At 74.7% G+C, this 16,711-nt stretch carries 10 protein-coding genes and 1 riboswitch; of the genes, 2 read left to right on the forward strand and 8 right to left on the reverse strand.

What is annotated here, in order from left to right:
- Positions 1-53: 53 nt before the first annotated feature.
- From AC2TDM_RS13400 to AC2TDM_RS13410, 3 genes are all read right to left on the reverse strand, one after another.
- On the reverse strand, positions 54-944 hold the full coding sequence (locus AC2TDM_RS13400) for a glycosyltransferase family 2 protein (RefSeq protein ID WP_484634942.1): 891 nt from the start codon (positions 942-944) through the stop codon (positions 54-56).
- A complete protein-coding gene (locus AC2TDM_RS13405; RefSeq protein WP_484634943.1) occupies positions 937-1,878 on the reverse strand; it encodes an NAD-dependent epimerase/dehydratase family protein in 942 nt (313 codons plus the stop codon). The genes AC2TDM_RS13400 and AC2TDM_RS13405 overlap by 8 nt, the downstream gene beginning before the upstream one ends.
- A gap of 91 nt (positions 1,879-1,969) precedes the next feature.
- On the reverse strand, positions 1,970-3,166 hold the full coding sequence (locus AC2TDM_RS13410) for a glycosyltransferase family 4 protein (RefSeq protein ID WP_484634944.1): 1,197 nt from the start codon (positions 3,164-3,166) through the stop codon (positions 1,970-1,972).
- Between the two features lie 350 nt (positions 3,167-3,516).
- Here AC2TDM_RS13410 and AC2TDM_RS13415 point away from each other — a divergent pair, with 350 nt between their 5' ends.
- Positions 3,517-3,960, forward strand: a complete 444-nt coding sequence (locus AC2TDM_RS13415; RefSeq protein ID WP_484634945.1) for an FAD synthase family protein — start codon at positions 3,517-3,519, stop codon at positions 3,958-3,960.
- A gap of 6 nt (positions 3,961-3,966) precedes the next feature.
- Here AC2TDM_RS13415 and AC2TDM_RS13420 read toward each other — a convergent pair whose 3' ends face one another.
- The 5 genes from AC2TDM_RS13420 to AC2TDM_RS13440 form a co-directional block, all read right to left on the reverse strand.
- Positions 3,967-4,812, reverse strand: a complete 846-nt coding sequence (locus AC2TDM_RS13420; protein ID WP_484634946.1) for a CDP-alcohol phosphatidyltransferase family protein — start codon at positions 4,810-4,812, stop codon at positions 3,967-3,969.
- Between the two features lies 1 nt (position 4,813).
- Entirely contained in the window at positions 4,814-5,998 is a 1,185-nt protein-coding gene (locus AC2TDM_RS13425; RefSeq protein WP_484634947.1) for a glycosyltransferase family 4 protein, read from the reverse strand.
- A 177-nt stretch (positions 5,999-6,175) separates the two neighbouring features.
- Complete coding sequence (locus AC2TDM_RS13430) at positions 6,176-11,098, reverse strand: PKD domain-containing protein (RefSeq protein WP_484634948.1); 4,923 nt, start codon at positions 11,096-11,098, stop codon at positions 6,176-6,178.
- 2 nt (positions 11,099-11,100) lie between these two features.
- Positions 11,101-11,856 carry a hypothetical protein gene (locus AC2TDM_RS13435; protein ID WP_484634949.1) on the reverse strand — a complete coding sequence of 252 codons (756 nt, stop codon included), beginning with the start codon at positions 11,854-11,856 and terminating at the stop codon, positions 11,101-11,103.
- A gap of 286 nt (positions 11,857-12,142) precedes the next feature.
- The gene (locus tag AC2TDM_RS13440; protein WP_484634950.1) at positions 12,143-14,338 is read right to left on the reverse strand and encodes a PKD domain-containing protein; all 2,196 of its coding nucleotides are present in this window, start codon (positions 14,336-14,338) and stop codon (positions 12,143-12,145) included.
- 15 nt (positions 14,339-14,353) lie between these two features.
- A riboswitch (cyclic di-GMP riboswitch) is annotated at positions 14,354-14,428 on the reverse strand.
- Positions 14,429-14,922: 494 nt separating this feature from the next.
- On the opposite strand from AC2TDM_RS13440, the gene AC2TDM_RS13445 reads away from it, so the two are divergent.
- The gene (locus AC2TDM_RS13445; protein WP_484634951.1) at positions 14,923-16,707 is read left to right on the forward strand and encodes a hypothetical protein; all 1,785 of its coding nucleotides are present in this window, start codon (positions 14,923-14,925) and stop codon (positions 16,705-16,707) included.
- The last annotated feature ends 4 nt before the right edge of the window (positions 16,708-16,711 follow it).

Genomic DNA, 16,711 nt, shown 5'->3' on the forward strand with positions numbered 1-16,711 from the left:
CGCTCTGCCCCACAGGGTGCGTGACCGCCGCGCGAGCGGTCGCGCCGGCTCCCCTAGCGCGTGCCGTCGTCCTCCGCGCGGCGATGCTCCGCTCGCCGGGCGCGCACCTCGGTCTCGACGAGAGCCGTCCCGCGCAGGGCGGCGAGCCGGGCCGTCTCGAGCAGGCGGACCGACCGGGTCGGCGCGCTGACCCGACGGATCGAGGCGATCTGGGCCGCGAGGTGGCGACGGTCGGCGCCGGACAGAAGGGCCCGGTGCTTGTCGCGGTAGCGCCGAACCGCGGCGGCGCGGCGCTCGGTCTTGTCCGTGAGCTGCCCGTCGCCGTGCACCCGGTTCGTCACCAGCACCTCGGGAACGACCGCGTACGTCAGCCCGCCCAGCAAGGCGCGGACCAGCAGGTCCTTGTCGTTCGAGACCGGGAGGGCCGGGTCGAAGCCGCCGATGCCGTCGAAGGCGGCGCGACGGATGACGAAGTTGGACCCGACGAAGCCGGGGTTGCGGGCGACGACGTCGGCGGCCCGGAGCCCGGGCACCATCCGGGCCATCTCGAAACCGGGGCGGTCGGCCGCCGTCCAGGCGACGACCACGTCCGTGCCCTCCTGCTCGAGCAGGCCGACCACCCGCTCGAGGTACTCGGGCGACCAGACGTCGTCGTCGTCGAGGAACGCCAGGACCTGGTCGGGACCGGCCGGCACGGCAGCAGCACCGGCGTTGCGCGACGCGCCGGCGGTGCCGGCGCCCGCGCCGGAGGCATCGACCCAGACCACCGGCACCGGCCAGCGCCCCTCCCAGGAGGCCACCAGGGCACGGCACCGGTCCGCACCCGTGTCGTCACTGACGACGATCCGGTCCGGCGGCCGGGTCTGGGTCGCGGCGCTGGTCACCGCGTCGGCGAGCATCTCGTCGCGGTCGTGCGTCGGGATGACGCACGCGACCTCAGGCACGGCGCGCCTCGACCCACTCCCACTGTCGACGCAGGCCCTCCTCGATCCCCACCTGCGGGACCCAGCCGAGCAGCTCCCTCGCGCGCGTCGCGTCGCCGCCCGTCCGGAAGACGTCCCCGTCGGACTTCGGGAACCGGTCGATGGCGAGCGGCCGGCCCGAGACCTCGCGGATGATGTCGAAGACGTCGAGGACCGACACGTTCGTCCCGCCGGCGATGTTGAGGACCGTGCCGGCCGGCACGTCCTGCGTCGCGGCGAGCACGTTCGCGCTGACGACGTCCTCGACGAACGTGAAGTCCCGGATCTGCTCGCCGGTGCCGTACAGGCGCAGGGAGCCCCCGGTGCGCGCCGCCGTCAGGAAGCGCGTGAACGCCATGTCCGGCCGCTGCCGGGGTCCGTAGACCGTGAAGTAGCGCAGCGAGACCGTCGGGACGCCGAAGTTCACCGCGTAGAGCGAGCACAGGTGCTCACCGGCCAGCTTCGTCACGCCGTACGGGCTGACCGGCGCCGGCCGGTCCGTCTCGACGGTCGGGTACCGCTGCGCATCCCCGTACACCGAGGACGACGAGGCGTACACGAGCCGTCGCAGCCGCGGGGCCGATCGCGCCGCCTCGAGGAGCTGCTGCGTCGCCTCGATGTTGTGCTCCGTGTACACGGAGAACTCCTGCCCCCAGGACGCGCGCACGCCCGGCTGGCCGGCCTGGTGGAACACGACGTCGACGTCCGCGAGCAGCTCCTCGAGGTCGAGGTCCTGCAACCGGGCCTTGTGCAACATGAAGTCGCCCGTGAGCGCGTCGAGGTTCTCGAGCTTGAGCGCGGGGTCGTAGTACGGCGTCAGGGCGTCCACGCCCACGACGGACCAGCCGTCGGCGAGCAGCCTGCCGGACAGCGTGCTGCCGACGAACCCGGCCGCACCGGTGACGAGCGCCTTCATGACGACCTCCTGCTCGTGGGCACGACCGCCCGGGGTGTCGCGGGGGCTTCGGGGGGCGCCGCCGTCGGCGCGCCGTCGCGGGTCGCCGGGCTCATGCGGCACCCCCGAGCACGGCGGAGACGACGGCGGGTGCGCCGTAGTGGTCGACGGAGGCACGGACGTCCACGCGCTCGAGCCCCCGGGACTTGGCGAGGGCGACGGCGAGCCCGCTCGCCGAGCGGTCGGTGATCGTGAACCCGTTGCGCCCGTCGACGACGAGCTGCCCCGTGTCGGCGCCGAGCGTCACGACGGCGGGCAGCCCGGAGGCCATCGCCTCGAGCAGGACGCGCGGGAACCCCTCGTACCCGGGGTGCGACGTCATGAGGAAGACGCCCGAGCCGGCCATGGTGTCGGCGACCTCCTGCGGCGACAGCCGGCCGCGCAGCCGGACGCGCTCCCGGGTGCCGGCGGGCAGGGCCGCCACCGCCGCCTCGACCTGCGGCAGCAGGGACCCGGAGCCGACGAGGTCCAGCGTCCATGGCGCGGTCGGCTCGGCAGCGACCAGCTCGGCCAGCGCCGACACCGCGAGCAACGGGTCCTTCGGCTCCTCGACGCGGCCGACCCACACCACGCGGTACGGGTGCTCGGGGGCGGGCTCGAAACGCACCACCTGCGGGTCGTACCAGGTCGGCGAGAACCGGGCCGCCGGGTTGATGCGGGCCGCCGTCGCCGCGAAGTCCGGGTTGAAGACGGTGGTGCTGGCCGCCGTGCGGATGAGCCAGTGCTCGATGCGGGCGTGCAGCCCTGCCGCGCCGCGCCAGAAGGAGTCCGACGTCGAGCCGGTCAGCCCGTGCTCCTGCGTGTGCACGAAGTAGGCCAGCGGGCGGCGGAAGAGCAGGTGCACGGCCGCGGCGACGTCGACGCGGTGCGCCTGCACGAGCCCGGAGGCCGGGAGCGCCGGGAGGTGCCGGACGAGCCCGGCGACGAGCCGCAGCGCGTGCGGGACCCGGCGGACCTGGTCCGCCGGGTCGAACCGCGCCACGGGCAGGAACCACACCGTGTTATCGCCCGCGCGGTGGCGCTCCCACCGGCCCAGTCGCCGGCCCGGGACCTGCCCTCCCGCGTCGACGCCGACCACGGCGAAGGTGGTCGGGCGCGGCGCGTACCGCAGCAGGCCGCGGATGCACGTGTCGATGCCGCCCGGGACCGGGCGGGCGAGGTCGGTCTGGTGCACGATGAGCCGGTCCACGCGCCGCGGGCGGCGCTCACCCGACCCGTCAGGTCCCGCGGTCCGGGTGGTGGGGGTCACGTGGGTCTCCTCGGCAGGGCGGGGGCTGACGGGCGGACCGCGGGGGTCCGGGCGCGGTGCACGCGGCCGGCAGCGGTGCGACGACCCGGTCGCGGGATGCGGTGAGACTAGTCCTGCGCCCCGCACCGCCGGGGGGCCTCTGGGTGTTTTCACCCGGGTGGACGCAGGGGGACGCCGAGCAGGACCCGCAGGGGTGAGCCGTGGCCGACGTCACCCGCCGGACGGACGATTCCACCCGCTACGGGCCCTCCGTCGCCGGGGCCCCCGCGGGTAGCGTCCGACCCCGAACCCGCTCACCTGGTCCCCGCCCCTCCCGTCGCGGCTCGGACCGCACCGCCTGGAGGAACGACGTGAAGGTCGGCTACGCGCCCGGCGCCTGGGACCTGTTCCACATCGGGCACCTCAACATCCTCCGGCACGCCCGCGCCCACTGCGACTACCTCGTGGCCGGCGTCGTCGACGACGAGCAGCTCGAGCTGGCGAAGGGCCGCCGCCCGGTCATCCCGACCGCGGAGCGCGCCGAGATCGTGCGGCACATCTCCTACGTCGACGAGGTCTTCATCGAGGACCAGCCCGACAAGCTCGTGACCTGGCAGCGCCGGCCCTTCGACGTCTTCCTCAAGGGCGACGACTGGCGCGGGACGCCGAAGGGCCTCGAGCTCGAGCGTCGCTTCGCCGAGGTCGGCGTCGAGGTCGTGTACTTCCCGTACACGGTGAGCACGTCCAGCACGGTCCTGCGCCGGGCCCTCGCGGCGCTCGACGCGCCGACGGGGCCGGTCGCCCGGGCGGACTGAGCGGGCTCAAGCCTCGCCCGCGGCGCCCGTCCGGCGGATCTCGCGGTACCACTTGGGCAGCGCCAGGGCGAGGAACCCCGCGCAGGCCACCAGCAGGAGCCCGTACAGCGCCAGGAACGTGCTCGTCCACGCCAGCGTGACGAAGACGAGGCACAGCAGGCCGTAGTCCGTCGGCGAGACCGCCAGGGAGTACAGCAGGCTGGAGCTGCCGTCCTTCGCCATGAACTGGCCCGACCGCCCGCGCGCCGCACGCCGCAGCTGGTCCGTCAGCGTCATGGCGAAGAAGGACACGACGGCGACCACGGACCAGGCGAGCGGCACGAGCAGCCACGCGTCGCCGAGGTCCGTGAACCGGTGCAGCGAGACGGCCACGGCCAGGTGCATCGTCGCGGTCTTCACCACGTCGACCACGTGGTCGAGCCACTCCCCCGCCGGCGACCCGGTCCCGGTCAGCCGGGCGAGCTGCCCGTCCGCGGAGTCCAGCGCGTACCCCACGACGAGGCCCAGCGCGACGAGCACGGCCACCACGGGCGTCGGGCGGACGAGGGCGACGGCGGCGATCGCCGCGAACGAGCACAGGGCGGACAGCCCCGTCACCGCGTTCGGGGTGAGCCCCACGACGTGCGCGGCCGCCGCGAGGCGCCGGCCCAGCCACCGGTTGACGTACCGGGAGTACGCCGGCGCGCCCTTGGACGTCTTCTGCAGGCCGGCGAGCGTGCGCACGCCCTCGCGGTAGCGGGCGGCCCGCGTGCCCGTGGGCGCTGCGGTGCGCGCGTCGGTGGGCGCGGCGGTCGGCGAGGTCGGCACGGGGTCCCCCGGTCGGTCGTGTGTGCTGGCGGGCGTGGACGTCACATCATCCTCCGGTCGTCGCCCCGGTCGGGGTCCCGACGGCGAGGGCGGCGGCGAGGCGCTCCCGGAACGCGTCACGGGTGAAGAGGGAGCGGAAGCGTCGGGCGGCGGCCGTCCCCTGCTCCCGGGCGCGCGACCGGTCGAGCGCACGCAGCGCGTCGGTCCACGCGTCGACGTCCCCTGTCGGCACGAGCGAGCCGGTCACGCCGTCCTCGACGATGTCGGGCAGCCCTCCGCTGTCGGCGGCCAGGACCGCGCGGCCGAGGGCGGCCGCCTCGATGGCGATGGTGGGCAGCGGGTCCGGCCGCGTGCTGGGGACCGCGACGACGTCGGCCGCCAGGACCCAGGCGGGCACCTCCGTGCTCTCGCCGACCACGTGGACCCGGCCGGGGTCGGGCAGCGTGCCCGCGAGCGCCGCGACGTCGACGCGCTGCCCCGAGGGCGGGGGCGCTCCGAGGACGACCAGGTGGGCGTCCTCGCGGCCGGCGCGCCCCCAGGCCTCGAGCAGCAGCTCGTGCCCCTTCCACGCGTTCCACCGGCTGGCGACGAGCACGACGAGGTCGTCGGGCCCCGCGCCGACGCGGTCCCGGAGCGCGGCCGCGCGCCGGTCGTCCGCGCGCGGCACGTCGAAGCCGTTGTGCACGACAGTCACCCGGGTCCCCGGCAGGGGCAGCCCCGACGCGACGGCGTCGCTCACGGCGACCACCGTGTGGCACAGCCGGAGCAGGGGTCCGAGCAGCACCCGCTCCTGGCGCGACCAGGTCTCGTGGACGTGCACGACGACGTGGGCGTGCAGCAGCCGCGCCAGCGGGGCCACGAGGAGGGCTGCCGAGGTGCTCAGGTACACGACGTCGGGCCGCTCCCGGCGCAGCTCGACGAAGCCACGTGCCGTCCGCACCAGGAGCGCGGGCAGCGCCCGCGGGTGCAGGTAGTCCCGGCGCAGCACGGGCACGTCGGTCGTCCGGACGGGCACGTCCCTCCGGCGCAGCTCGTTCGTCAGCCGCTGCTCCGGGTAGGTCACGTCCCGGGGCAGCAGGACCCGCACCTCGGCCCCGCGGGACGGTCCGCCGCCCGCCTCCTCCAGCACCGAGACGGCCTCGACGAGCACGCGGTCCGCGCCGTAGAGCTCGTCGGAGGGGTGGACCACCACGATGCGCGTGGCCGATCCCGTCGACGTCGCGCCCGTCACCGGGGACCCAGGGCGTCGCCCCGTCCCTCGATCCGTCCGTCGCCCTGCTCGCACCGCGCTCCCGTCCCCGCGCCGGGGACGGTCCCCGTGCGCCGCGGCCCGCCCCGGGTCCCGGGACGGGCCGCGTCCTCGCCGCCTCGCTCGTGCACGGGCACCCGCTGTCCGGGCGCCACCGCCTCACTCCGTGCGGTCGGTCACCCGGACGTCGTCGAGCGCGACCACGACCGGCCCGTTCGTCGTCGAGGAGGACAGCTGCGCGTAGAAGCCGATGTGACCGCTGGTCTGCAGCGAGGGCTGGCTGTCGGTGGCCGTCAGCGTCCACCCCGTCGGCTGCGTCTGGCCGTCGAGCCAGATGCGCGCCTGCAGCGTGGTCGGGCTGGTGCCCGTGACCGCCATCGTCGCCCAGAGCTTCTGACCCGCCGCGAGGGTGCCCGGGACCGTGGCGGTGCTGCTCACCGCGGTCTCGACGCCGCTCACCGACCGCACGAGGAACGCGGTCACGGTGCCGCCGCTGCTGACGTTCAGCTTGAGCCGGTAGGCGTCGTCGTTGGCGGCGATGCGGCCGCGCACCAGGAAGTAGCTCCCGGACCCGTTCGCCCGCTTGTCGACCGTGAACGACGCGGTGGTCACGAGGTCGGTCCCGGCGGCGCCGGGCAGACGGGCCCCCGCGGCCGAGCTCTTCGTCGCGAGCGACAGCCGACCCGCGCCGCCGGCGACGCTGGTCACGTTGGCCGTCGTCACCCAGGCGCCACCGGTCTCGGCCGTGCCGAAGCCGCTGGCGACGCTCCGCTCGAACGCGTCGGCCCCGAGCACGGCCACCGTGGGCACCGCCGTGACCGCGACCGACCGGGTGGTGGAGGCGGTCATCCCGTCGTCGTCCGTGACGGTCAGCGTCACGTCGTACGTGCCGGCGGAGGCGTACGTGTGCGTCGCCGTCGAGCCGGTCCCCGTGCTGCCGTCACCCCAGGACCAGGCGTACGAGGCGATGCTCCCGTCCGGGTCCGACGACCCCGTGCCGTCGGCCGTCACGGCCAGGCGGTCCGTCGTCGTCGTGAGGACCGCCTCGGGCGGCGCGAGCGCCACGGTGACCTGGCGCGTGGTCGTCGAGGTGAGCCCCCAGTCGTCCGTGACCGTGAGGGTCACGGGGTAGGTGCCGGCGCTGCGGTAGGTGTGCGACGCGGTGGTACCCGTGCTCGTCGCCCCGTCGCCCCACGTCCACGCCCAGCTCCGGACCGTGCCGTCGCTGTCCGTCGACGAGCTGCCGTCGACGCTCGCCGTGAGCTTCGCGGTGCTCGCCGTGAACGCGGCGACCGGCGCCACCGCCGCGACCGCGGCGGTGTTCGTCACCTGCACGTCGTCGAGCGCCACCACGACCGGACCGTTCGTCGTGGAGGAGGACAGGGCGGCGTACACGCCCGCGTGCCCGGTCCCCTGCAGCGACGGGGTCGAGTCGGTCGCCTGCACCGTCCACGCCGTCGGCTCGGCTTGCGCGGCCAGCCAGACCTTGCCCTGCACGGAGCTCGGGCCGGACCCGGTGACCGACAGGGTCGCCCGCAGCCCCGCGCCGGCGGCCAGGGTGCCGGGGACCGTGACCGCAGACCCCAGGGCGGTCTCGGTGCTGCCGACCCCCTTGGCGAGCTGGGCCGTGACGGTGCCGGCGCTGCCGACCGTGATCTTCAGCCGGTAGGCGTCGCCGTTGTCGGCGATGCGTCCGCGCACCATCAGGTAGGTGCCCGAGCCGTTCGCTCGCTTGTCGAGGGCGAAGGTCGCGCTGGTCACCAGGTCGGTGCCCGAGGCGCCGGGGAGCCGGCCGCTGGCGGCGGAGCTCTTCGTCGCCAGCGCCAGCCGTCCGGCGCCACCGGAGACCGAGGCGACGCCCGAGGTCGTCGTCCAGGCACCGCCGGTGTCCGCCGTGCCGAGGCCGCTCGTCACGGTCCGCTCGAACGCGTCCGCCCCCACGACCGTGGTCACCGGCGCACCGATCTCGACCTGCGCCGTCCGCGTGCCGGTGACGCCGTCGTCGTCCGTGACGGTGAGCGTCACGTCGTAGGTGCCCGGCTTCGCGAAGGTGTGCGAGACGGTGCGGCCCGTCGCGGTCGCGCCGTCGCCGAACGTCCACGCGTGGTCACGGACGGTGCCGTCCGCGTCGGTGGACCCGGAGCCGTCGAGGGCGACCGTCAGGCCCGACACCGAGGACGTGAAGGAGGCCACCGGTGCGGCGAGCCCGACCGTCACGCTGGCGGAGGTCGTCGCGGTCTGCCCGTCCGAGTCCGTCGCGGTCAGCGCGACGGTGTAGGTGCCGGGCGAGGTGTAGGTGTGCGTGGCCGTGGCCCCCTCACCGGTCGCGCCGTCGCCCCAGGCCCAGCGCCAGTCCGTGACGGTGCCGTCGGTGTCGGTGGAGCCCGAGCCGTCGGCCGTCACCGTGAGCTTGTTCGTCGTGGTCGTCATGACCGCCGTCGGTGCGGCCAGGGCGACCGTCACGTCCTGCTGCGACGTGCCGACGGCGCCGCCGTCGTCCGTCACGGTGAGCGTGACGCCGTACGTACCGGGCTTCGCGTACGTGTGCGTCGCGGTCGCGCCGGTGCTCGTCGTGCCGTCGCCCCAGCTCCACGTCCAGTCCGCGACCGAGCCGTCCCGGTCCGTCGAGGCCGTGCCGTCCGTGCTCACCGTGAGCTTGGACGTCGAGGCGGTGAAGGACGCGGTCGGCGGCAGGACCGGGGCCTTGCCCGTGGTGCCGAACGACTGGTGCCGGGCCACCTCGAGGGCGGTCAGCTGCTTGTTGTACGCCGCGACCTCGTCGATGGCACCGGCGAAGTACTCGGAGCTCGGCAGCGGGGCCCACGGCGCAGCGAGCGTGTCGCCGCCGATCCGCCAGTACCCCACGAAGCCGCCAGTCGGGACCTGCGCCGTCACGGTGCCGGTGTCGGACCCGACGAGGACGCCGTCGACGTACAGGTGCTGGCCGTCCTGGCCGAGCGTGCCGACGACGTGGTGCCAGCGGTCGTCGTTGAGGGCGCCCGGGGACGTGAGGACCTTGGTCTCCTGCGGGAAGACGCCCCACGAGACGCGGCCGTCGTCGCCCATCCAGATCATCCGGTCGTAGGAGGTGCTGGGCGTCGACGCGTTGCGGCCGAACCCGACGATCTTGCCTCCGGAAGTAGTGCTCGTCCGGAACCACGCCTCGACCGAGACGGTGTCCGTGGCGGTCTCCGTCTGCGTGGAGCGCGCGATGGAGGACGAGGTGCCGGCGAACCGCAGCGCCCCGTCGGAGCTGCCCACGACGGCACCGTCGGTCGACGCCGCACCGCTCTGGGTGACCGGGTTGTAGTTCCCGGTCCAGTTGTTCTGGTTCCCACCGGAGTCACCCAGGCGCCAGTAGTGCGACGGGTTGTCCCCGAGGACCTCGGCGCTGTACGGGCTGAGCGCGGCCGTCGTCGAGGGGACGGTCGTCGCGGTCACGACACCGGAGGTGAAGGTGCTGCCGCCGGAGTCGACGACCTGGATCTTGTAGCCGTACGTGCGCGCGTCGGCCAGACCGGTGTCGACGTAGGAGACGCGGCCCCGGTCCCAGTAGAACGCGGAGTGCTGCACGGTGCCGACCACCACGTTGTCGCGGATCACCCGGTACGTGAGCGTCTTGTCGTCCTGGTCCCACGCGGCCGGCCAGGACAGCGACACGGAGCCGCGGGCGCGGGAGACCACGGATGGCGTGATGCCGGACAGCTGCGGGCCCCTAGCGTTCGGAGCGATGGTCTTGCGCGCGAAGCGCACGAGCCCGGCCTGCCCGGTGCCGTTCACCGACGGGAACTCCCCGCCGTAGACCACGTAGTCCGCGTTGCCGGTGACGCTCCAGCCGGCCTGGCTCTGGCCGGACCAGGTGCCCGAGGTGAACGTCGGGAACCAGTTGCGGATCGCGGGCGCGGGGGTGCCGCCCCAGTCCGGGTCCGCCGTCGAGGTCTTCTTCGTCAGGAAGGCGGCGTCCTGGGAGAACGACAGGCCGTACTTCCAGGAGCGCTGCGAGGTCTCGTAGAAGGCGTTCGCGTTCGCGCAGTTGTGCGGGTGCCCGGCGAGGTAGACGTTCCCGTCCGGTGAGGCGAACGACGAGTACGTGTCGCCCTTGCAGTCCTCGACCCACACCAGCTCGCCGGTGGTCACGTCCGCGGCGAACAGGCCCTCGAGATTGGCGACGCTGCCGTCGTTGGCACTGAGGAACCCGAAGCCGGAGCCGATGATGTAGCGGCCCGTCACCGTCAGGCTGTAGATGGCCGCCGAGTATCCGTAGTTGACGACGCGCTTGTTGGCGGGGAACGGCAGGACCTTGCCCGTCGTGGCGTCGACCCAGCCGACGCCCGGGTTGGCCACCTCGTTCAGCTTGGAGAATCGGCCCGCGATGACGAGCTTCGTGCCGTCCGGCGTGAGGCGGACCGACTCGACCTGTGCCGACTGGGCGGAGACGTAGAAGGAGGTGAGCCTGCCGTCGCTCGCGTTGGTCGCGGCCACGCGGGGCCGGCTGGTCCCGCCCACGGAGGTGAAGTTCCCGCCGAAGTACACGGTGGTCGCCGTCGCCGTGATGCTGCGCACCGGCGCGTTGGGCGCCGGCGCCCACGAGTTCACCAGGGCGCCCGTCGTCGCGTTGAAGGCGGCCAGCCGCGTCCGGTTCGTCGTCCCGGCCTGCGTGAAGTCGCCGCCGACGTAGATGGTGCGGCCGTCGGGCGACGCGGCGATGGCCCGGCCCACGGCGTTGATGGAGGGCGCCCAGCTCGTGATGAGCTCGCCGGTCCGGATGTCGTACGCCAGGAGCCGCGTGCGCGGCACCTCGTTCGTGCCCGCGGGCGAGCCGGCCGGGCGCGCGCTCGTGAAGTTCCCCGTGACGTAGACGGTGTTCCCGACGACGACCTGTGCCCAGACGATCCCGTTGGTCTGCACGGTGGGCAGCGCGTCCGCGCTGACCGTGTCGCCCGCGGAGGCGGGGACGGCCGTGGGCACCGCCGCACGTGCGGCCGGGACGTCGAGCGCCACGAGGCCGACGGCCGCGAGGACGAGGGCGAGGAGAGCCGCTCCGAGCCGGGCCGGCGCGCTGCCGACGAGGGAGGAGGACATGGTCAGCCTGCTTCCGGGGTGATGACGACGAGCACGACGGGTGAGGTGGGCGTGACGGAGACGGACAGCACGTAGGAGTCCCCGGTGACCTGCGGGAGGGTGAGCACGTACGTCCCCGTGGCCGAGGCGCCGGGCGCGAGCTCCCCCCCGAGGGGCGCGGAGCGGTCGTCGCCCAGGTTCTGGCTGCCCGGGACGCCGTCGGCGCCGTAGAGGTTGAGCACGACGTCGTCGAGGACGACAGCGGAAGCGGTCGCGTTGGTGACCGTCAGGGTCACCGCCAGCGCCGGCCCGGCGACCTCCCCCGGGCCGCGCGCCGTCGCCTCGACGCGGTCGGCCGAGTCGACGACGACCTGCACGCCCTCGACCGGGGCGACCGCCGTACCGGGCGCGACGGGATCCGTGTGCTGCGCGCTGCTCTCGATCTCGCGGACGTCGTCGACGACGGCCGCCTCGGCCGGGGCGAGGTCCAACGGCGCGGCCGCACCCGGCGCGGCGCTGGCGCCGGCGCCCGGGGTCTCGGCCGGCACGGACGCCTGGGGCGCCGGGGTGGGCGTGGCCGACGCCGTGGGCGACGCCGAGGGCTCGGGCGACTCCGTCGCCGTCGCCGTCGCGCTCGTCGTGGCACCGGTGCCGCCGGTGGGAGCGGCGACGGGCCCGCCGCCGCGGCCGGCGAGCACGGCCACGAGCACGACCCCGGCGACGAGCAGGAGGCCGGCCACCAGGAGGACGGCGCGCTGGCGTGTGATCGACGAGCGCACGACACGCCTCCGTTCCCTGGTCTGGTCCTTGCCCGGCTGAGGTGTGCAGCGGTACGTTCCGCTCGCACCGCTCCTCAGCGGCATTTCGGACACAGTAGTCGCGGGTCCTGCGCGTCTCCCGGGGCTGTGGACGCACTTCACCCGTCGCCGTGCGCGATATCACCCGGGAGCGGGAACGCCCGTACCGGCGACCCCTCGGGGGCCGCCGGCACGGGCGTGGTCGTCACCCGACCGGCCGCGGGGCCGGCGCCGCGCGAACGGCACGGGTGGGTGGGTCAGGACGTCGTCAGGGCGTGAGGTCGAGGTCCGGCAGCGGCGCGACCCGGCGCGTCCCCCCGCCGGAGACGTCGTCGGCGGTGTTGTTCGTCAGCACGCGCATGAGCGGGTACAGCTTGCGCCAGTCCGTGCTGAGGTTCGCGGCCTGCGCCGGGTCGACCGCCGCCTCGCCGTAGAGCGCGATCGTCGAGGACCGGATGAGCACGTGGGCGCCGTAGTCCTGCAGCGCACGCGCCAGCGCCAGGCCCTCGGGCGTCAGCCCGAGCTTCGTGACGTCCACCGTCCCGGGGATCGCGAGCATCGTCCCCATGGGGATCTGGCCGCTGTAGTACAGCGACGCGTCGCCGTCCTGCGTGCGAGCCGGCCACACCGGACCCATCTTCAGCATCTCGTTGGGGATGCCGACGGCGAGCGTGTGCCGGATCGACAGGGAGCGCAGCTCCTCCTTGCGGATGAGCCCGCCGTAGAAGGAGATGCTCGAGGCCCGGGACCCGTCCTTCATGCCGTCGCCGGTCAGATCCGTGCGCACGACCCGCGTCGTGGTCCACGTCAGGGGACCGGTCTGCGTCATCTTGTAGAACTCCCAGCCCCACAGCCCGTCGGGGTCGATGACGCCGACGTGCTTGTCGGTGCCGTAGGTGGGCGCGGTGCCAGCCGGGATCCGGACCTGGTAGACCTTGCCGTCCTTGAGGTTCGTGACGGTCGCGAGCGGGTCCGTCGCCTTCGCACGGAACACGGCGATCGACCAGCGCGTGGAGTTGATGACCGGCGTGCCCGACAGGAACATGCGGGTCCGCGTGTCCGCGGCGGACTCGAAGACCGCGCCGGAGCCGATGGAGGTGTTCCAGAAGGCCGTGCTCGCGAAGGGCTGCAGCGCCGCGACGCGCGTCCCGGCCGGCTTGGTCACCGTGACGGTGCGGGTCGCGCGGGCGGTGGCCCCGCGGTCGTCGGTCACCGTCAGGCCGACGGTGTAGGTCCCGGCGGACGCGTAGGCGTGCTGCGGGGTCGCACCGGTGCCGGTCGACCCGTCGCCGAAGGTCCAGGCGTAGGAGGCGAGGGACCCGTCGGCGTCGCGCGAACCGCCGGCGTCGAGGGTGACGCCGAGGTCCTTGGCGACCGCGGTGAAGGAGGCCGTGGGGGCGACGTTGGGTGCGACCACGACGACGTCGCGGCGCACCTGCGCGGTGGCCCCGTCGTCGTCCACGACGGTGAGGGTCACCGGGTACGTGCCGCCGGTGGCATAGGTGTGCGTCCCCGTCGGGCCGGTCGAGGTGGCGCCGTCGCCGAAGGACCAGGACCAGCTCGAGATCGTCCCGTCGACGTCGGCGGACGCGCTGCCGTCGACCGCCACGGCCAGGTCGCGCACCGACGGCGTGAAGGCGGCGGTCGGCGCCACGTTGGGCGCGACGACCGACGCGGACGTCAGCCCGGACCAGCTCGCCACGAGCTCCTTGGCCGAGGACCCGGCCACGTAGGTGCTCAGGCCCACCCGGCCGGCGGTCTGCAGCCCTGCCGTCGCGTCCTGCGCCGTCACGGTCCACGCGCCCGGCTCGGCCGAGCCCGCCGCCCACACCTTCGCGCGCAGGGTGGTCGGCGCGGTGCCGGTCACCTGCAGCCGCACCACGAGCTTCGCCCCGGGGGCGTAGGCGACACCGGGCACGTCGACCGTGCGCAGCGCCGTCGCCGACCGGCTGAGCTGCAGCTGCAGCGCGCCGGACCAGGTGACGACGACCCGGGCGCGGTAGTCGCCGGCACCGGCGACGCTGCGCCCCAGCACCGAGGCGTACGCGGCGGGCCCGGACCCGGCAGGACGGTCGAGCGCCACCGTCACACGCGTGTCGGCGTCCGTCACGGCTGCGGCGCTGCCCAGGACGGAGGCCGCCGTGGCGCCGGGGCGGACCGTCTGCCGGCCCGTCCCGCCGGACACCGCGTAGGCGACGTCACCGCCGCAGCTCACCCACGAGCCACCGGTCGTCGCGGAGCCCCAGCCACCGGTGAGGGTGCGGGCGAAGCTGTCGACCACCAGCGTCACGGGCGTCGTGGCCGCCGGCAGCACCGACGCTGCGGGGACGGGTGCGGCGGCGTGGACGGGGGCGACGGCGCCGGCGACGAGCGCCAGCGCGAGCGTCGTGGTGCCGATGAGGCTGACCGGGTGCCGGGCGGGGGTGCCCGCGGGCGCGGTCGAGGACGGTCGGGTGCGGATCACCGGTGCTCCATCTCGTTCGGTAGCCAGGCTGACCACGGGGGTCCCTCGGCTTTGCGTCCCCGCCTCGCGACGGGTTTGCCGTTGTCGTGTGGTGGCTCCCCGTCTCCTTCGGCAGCGGCAGCGGCGGACTTCACCCACGGCCCGTCACTCGTCCGGGGGTTCCTCGGGTCCACGGCGGCCGGCGGCGACCCTGCTGAGGCGTCCACATGCTGGACTCCAGCCGCCGCGACCCGCGTGTGTTGGGTCACAGGAAGGTCACGGCCGGGGGTGCGGGTGCCCGAGAGCGCCCTCGGGCACGCGTGGAGCGGTGGTCGAGGGCGCGCGACGACGACCTCGGGGCGTGAGCAGGGGTGACACACCGGCCGAGCCCTCGACCGCGGCCGCCGCGTATAGCACCACGGACCCGTTCCGGCGTGCCCCGGGGCCGACTTTCACCCGCTGACCGCCGGTGCGCCCGGTGGCACGGCGGGGTTCTCGGCGCGCCGGAGCCCCCGTACGGTCGACCCGCCCCGCCCCGGCGGCGGCACCACCATGACCCTGCCCCGTCTCCGGCGCGCACCGCTGCGCCGCTCGAGGAGTTGCTCGTGCCCTTCGGCCTCCCCACGACGAACCGTTCCGTCGCCTCCGTCCCGTCCGGTCCTGCCGATGGACGGTCCTCCCGACGACCGGCGACCGTCCGCGCCGGCGGGCTGTCCCTCGCGGCCGTCCTGCTCGCCACCGGCGCCACGACGGCCGCCGCGTCCTCCGCCGTCGCCGCCGACACCGAGGCGGTGGCGCAGGACGCCTTCTCCCGGGAGCTGGGCGACGGCTGGGGCCCCGCCCAGCAGGGAGGGACCTGGAGCGACGACGAGAGCGGCGCCTGGTACTACGTCACCGGTGGTGCCGGTCGCCACACGGTCGGCAGCGGCGTCACGGCCGCCTCGCTCCTGCACGACGTGTCGCGGACGGCCACGGACACCCGGGCCACCGTCCGGACGAACCGTGCGGCCGGCGCAGGTCCCGCCGTCTACGCCTCGGTCCTGGGCCGCGCGGTCCCCGGCGCCGGCGACTACCGCGCCCGTCTCGTCGTGACGTGGGAGGGCGCGCTCGAGCTGCGCCTGGCACAGGCCGGCACGACGCTCGCGAGCGCCCCGCTCGACGCGGACTACGCGCCGGACGCGAACTACGAGGTGCGGCTCGCGGTGACCGGCACCTCACCGACGACCCTGCGCGCGAAGGCCTGGCCCGCGGGCAGCGCCGAGCCGGACGGCTGGCAGGTCGAGACGACCGACGGGACCCCCGGCCTGCAGACGGCGGGCGAGGTCGGCCTCAGCACGTACGTGTCGAAGGCCGACGGGGACGTCACCGTGACCTACGACGACTTCGACGCGGACGCGGCGTCCCCGGCGGGCGAGGCCCCGGCCCCCGCACCGGCCCCCGCACCGGCACCGGCACCGGCGCCCGCACCGGTGCCCGCTCCCGCCCCGGCCCCGGCCCCGGCGCCTGCGCCCGGGGAGCTGCGTGACCCGGCAGAGCACCCCTTCGCGTCGTCGGCGGTCTGGAACACGGCCGTCGGCTCGGGTGCGCGCTTCGAGCAGACCTGGGACACGCGCACGCGGACCTTCCTGTCCGGCACGCCGGTGGTGAACTCCACCCGTTGGTCGATCGCCGTCTTCCAGGCCCGCAGCAGCGACCCGGTCGCCACGGTCACGAACACGAAGACCGGCGACGTGCACAAGGTGCGCATCCCGTCCGGCACCACCGCCACCTACGGCACGGACAAGCACGTGGGGATCATCGAGCCCGACGGCCGTACGGCCTGGGAGTTCTACAAGATGACCAAGGTCGGCGCGACGAGCTGGACCACGACCCGGGTGGTCAAGACCGACCTGACCGGCGACGGCATGAAGGACGGCTCCCGCGCGTCCGGGGTGTCGTTCTTCGCGGGCCTCATCCGTGCGGAGGAGCTCCAGGCCCGCTCCATCGACCACACGCTCGCGGTCGGCATCCCCAACTGGATGCTCAAGGAGGGCCAGGTGTGGCCGGCCCGTACCGAGGACGGGGACTCCTCGTGGGCGTACTCGGGCACGATCCCCATGGGCACGATGCTGGCCATCCCGGCGTCCGTGGACGTCGACGCCCTGGACCTGTCCCCCGAGGGTCGCGCCCTCGCCCGGGCGCTGCAGGACTACGGCGCCCACGTGCTCATCCGGTCCTCGACCGTGGCGCTGTACGCGGAGTCCGGGGTCGACCCGGCGCAGGCGGCCGCCCTGCACGCGGACTTCCGCAAGCTCTACCCGCTCATGCGCGTGCTGACCAACAACACGCCCGAGACGGTCGCGGGCGGCGGCCAGCGCCGCGCCGGCACCCTGCCCGGGCTGCAGCCCTGAGCTG

The organism is Cellulomonas sp. plas2 (genome assembly GCF_057221735.1).

What these genes read in the sequence shown, in the direction of transcription:
- AC2TDM_RS13405 (WP_484634943.1), bottom strand. Translation starts at nt 1,878, where the DNA reads ATGAAGGCGCTCGTCACCGGTGCGGCCGGGTTCGTCGGCAGCACGCTG.
- AC2TDM_RS13430 (WP_484634948.1), bottom strand. Translation starts at nt 11,098, where the DNA reads ATGTCCTCCTCCCTCGTCGGCAGCGCGCCGGCCCGGCTCGGAGCGGCT.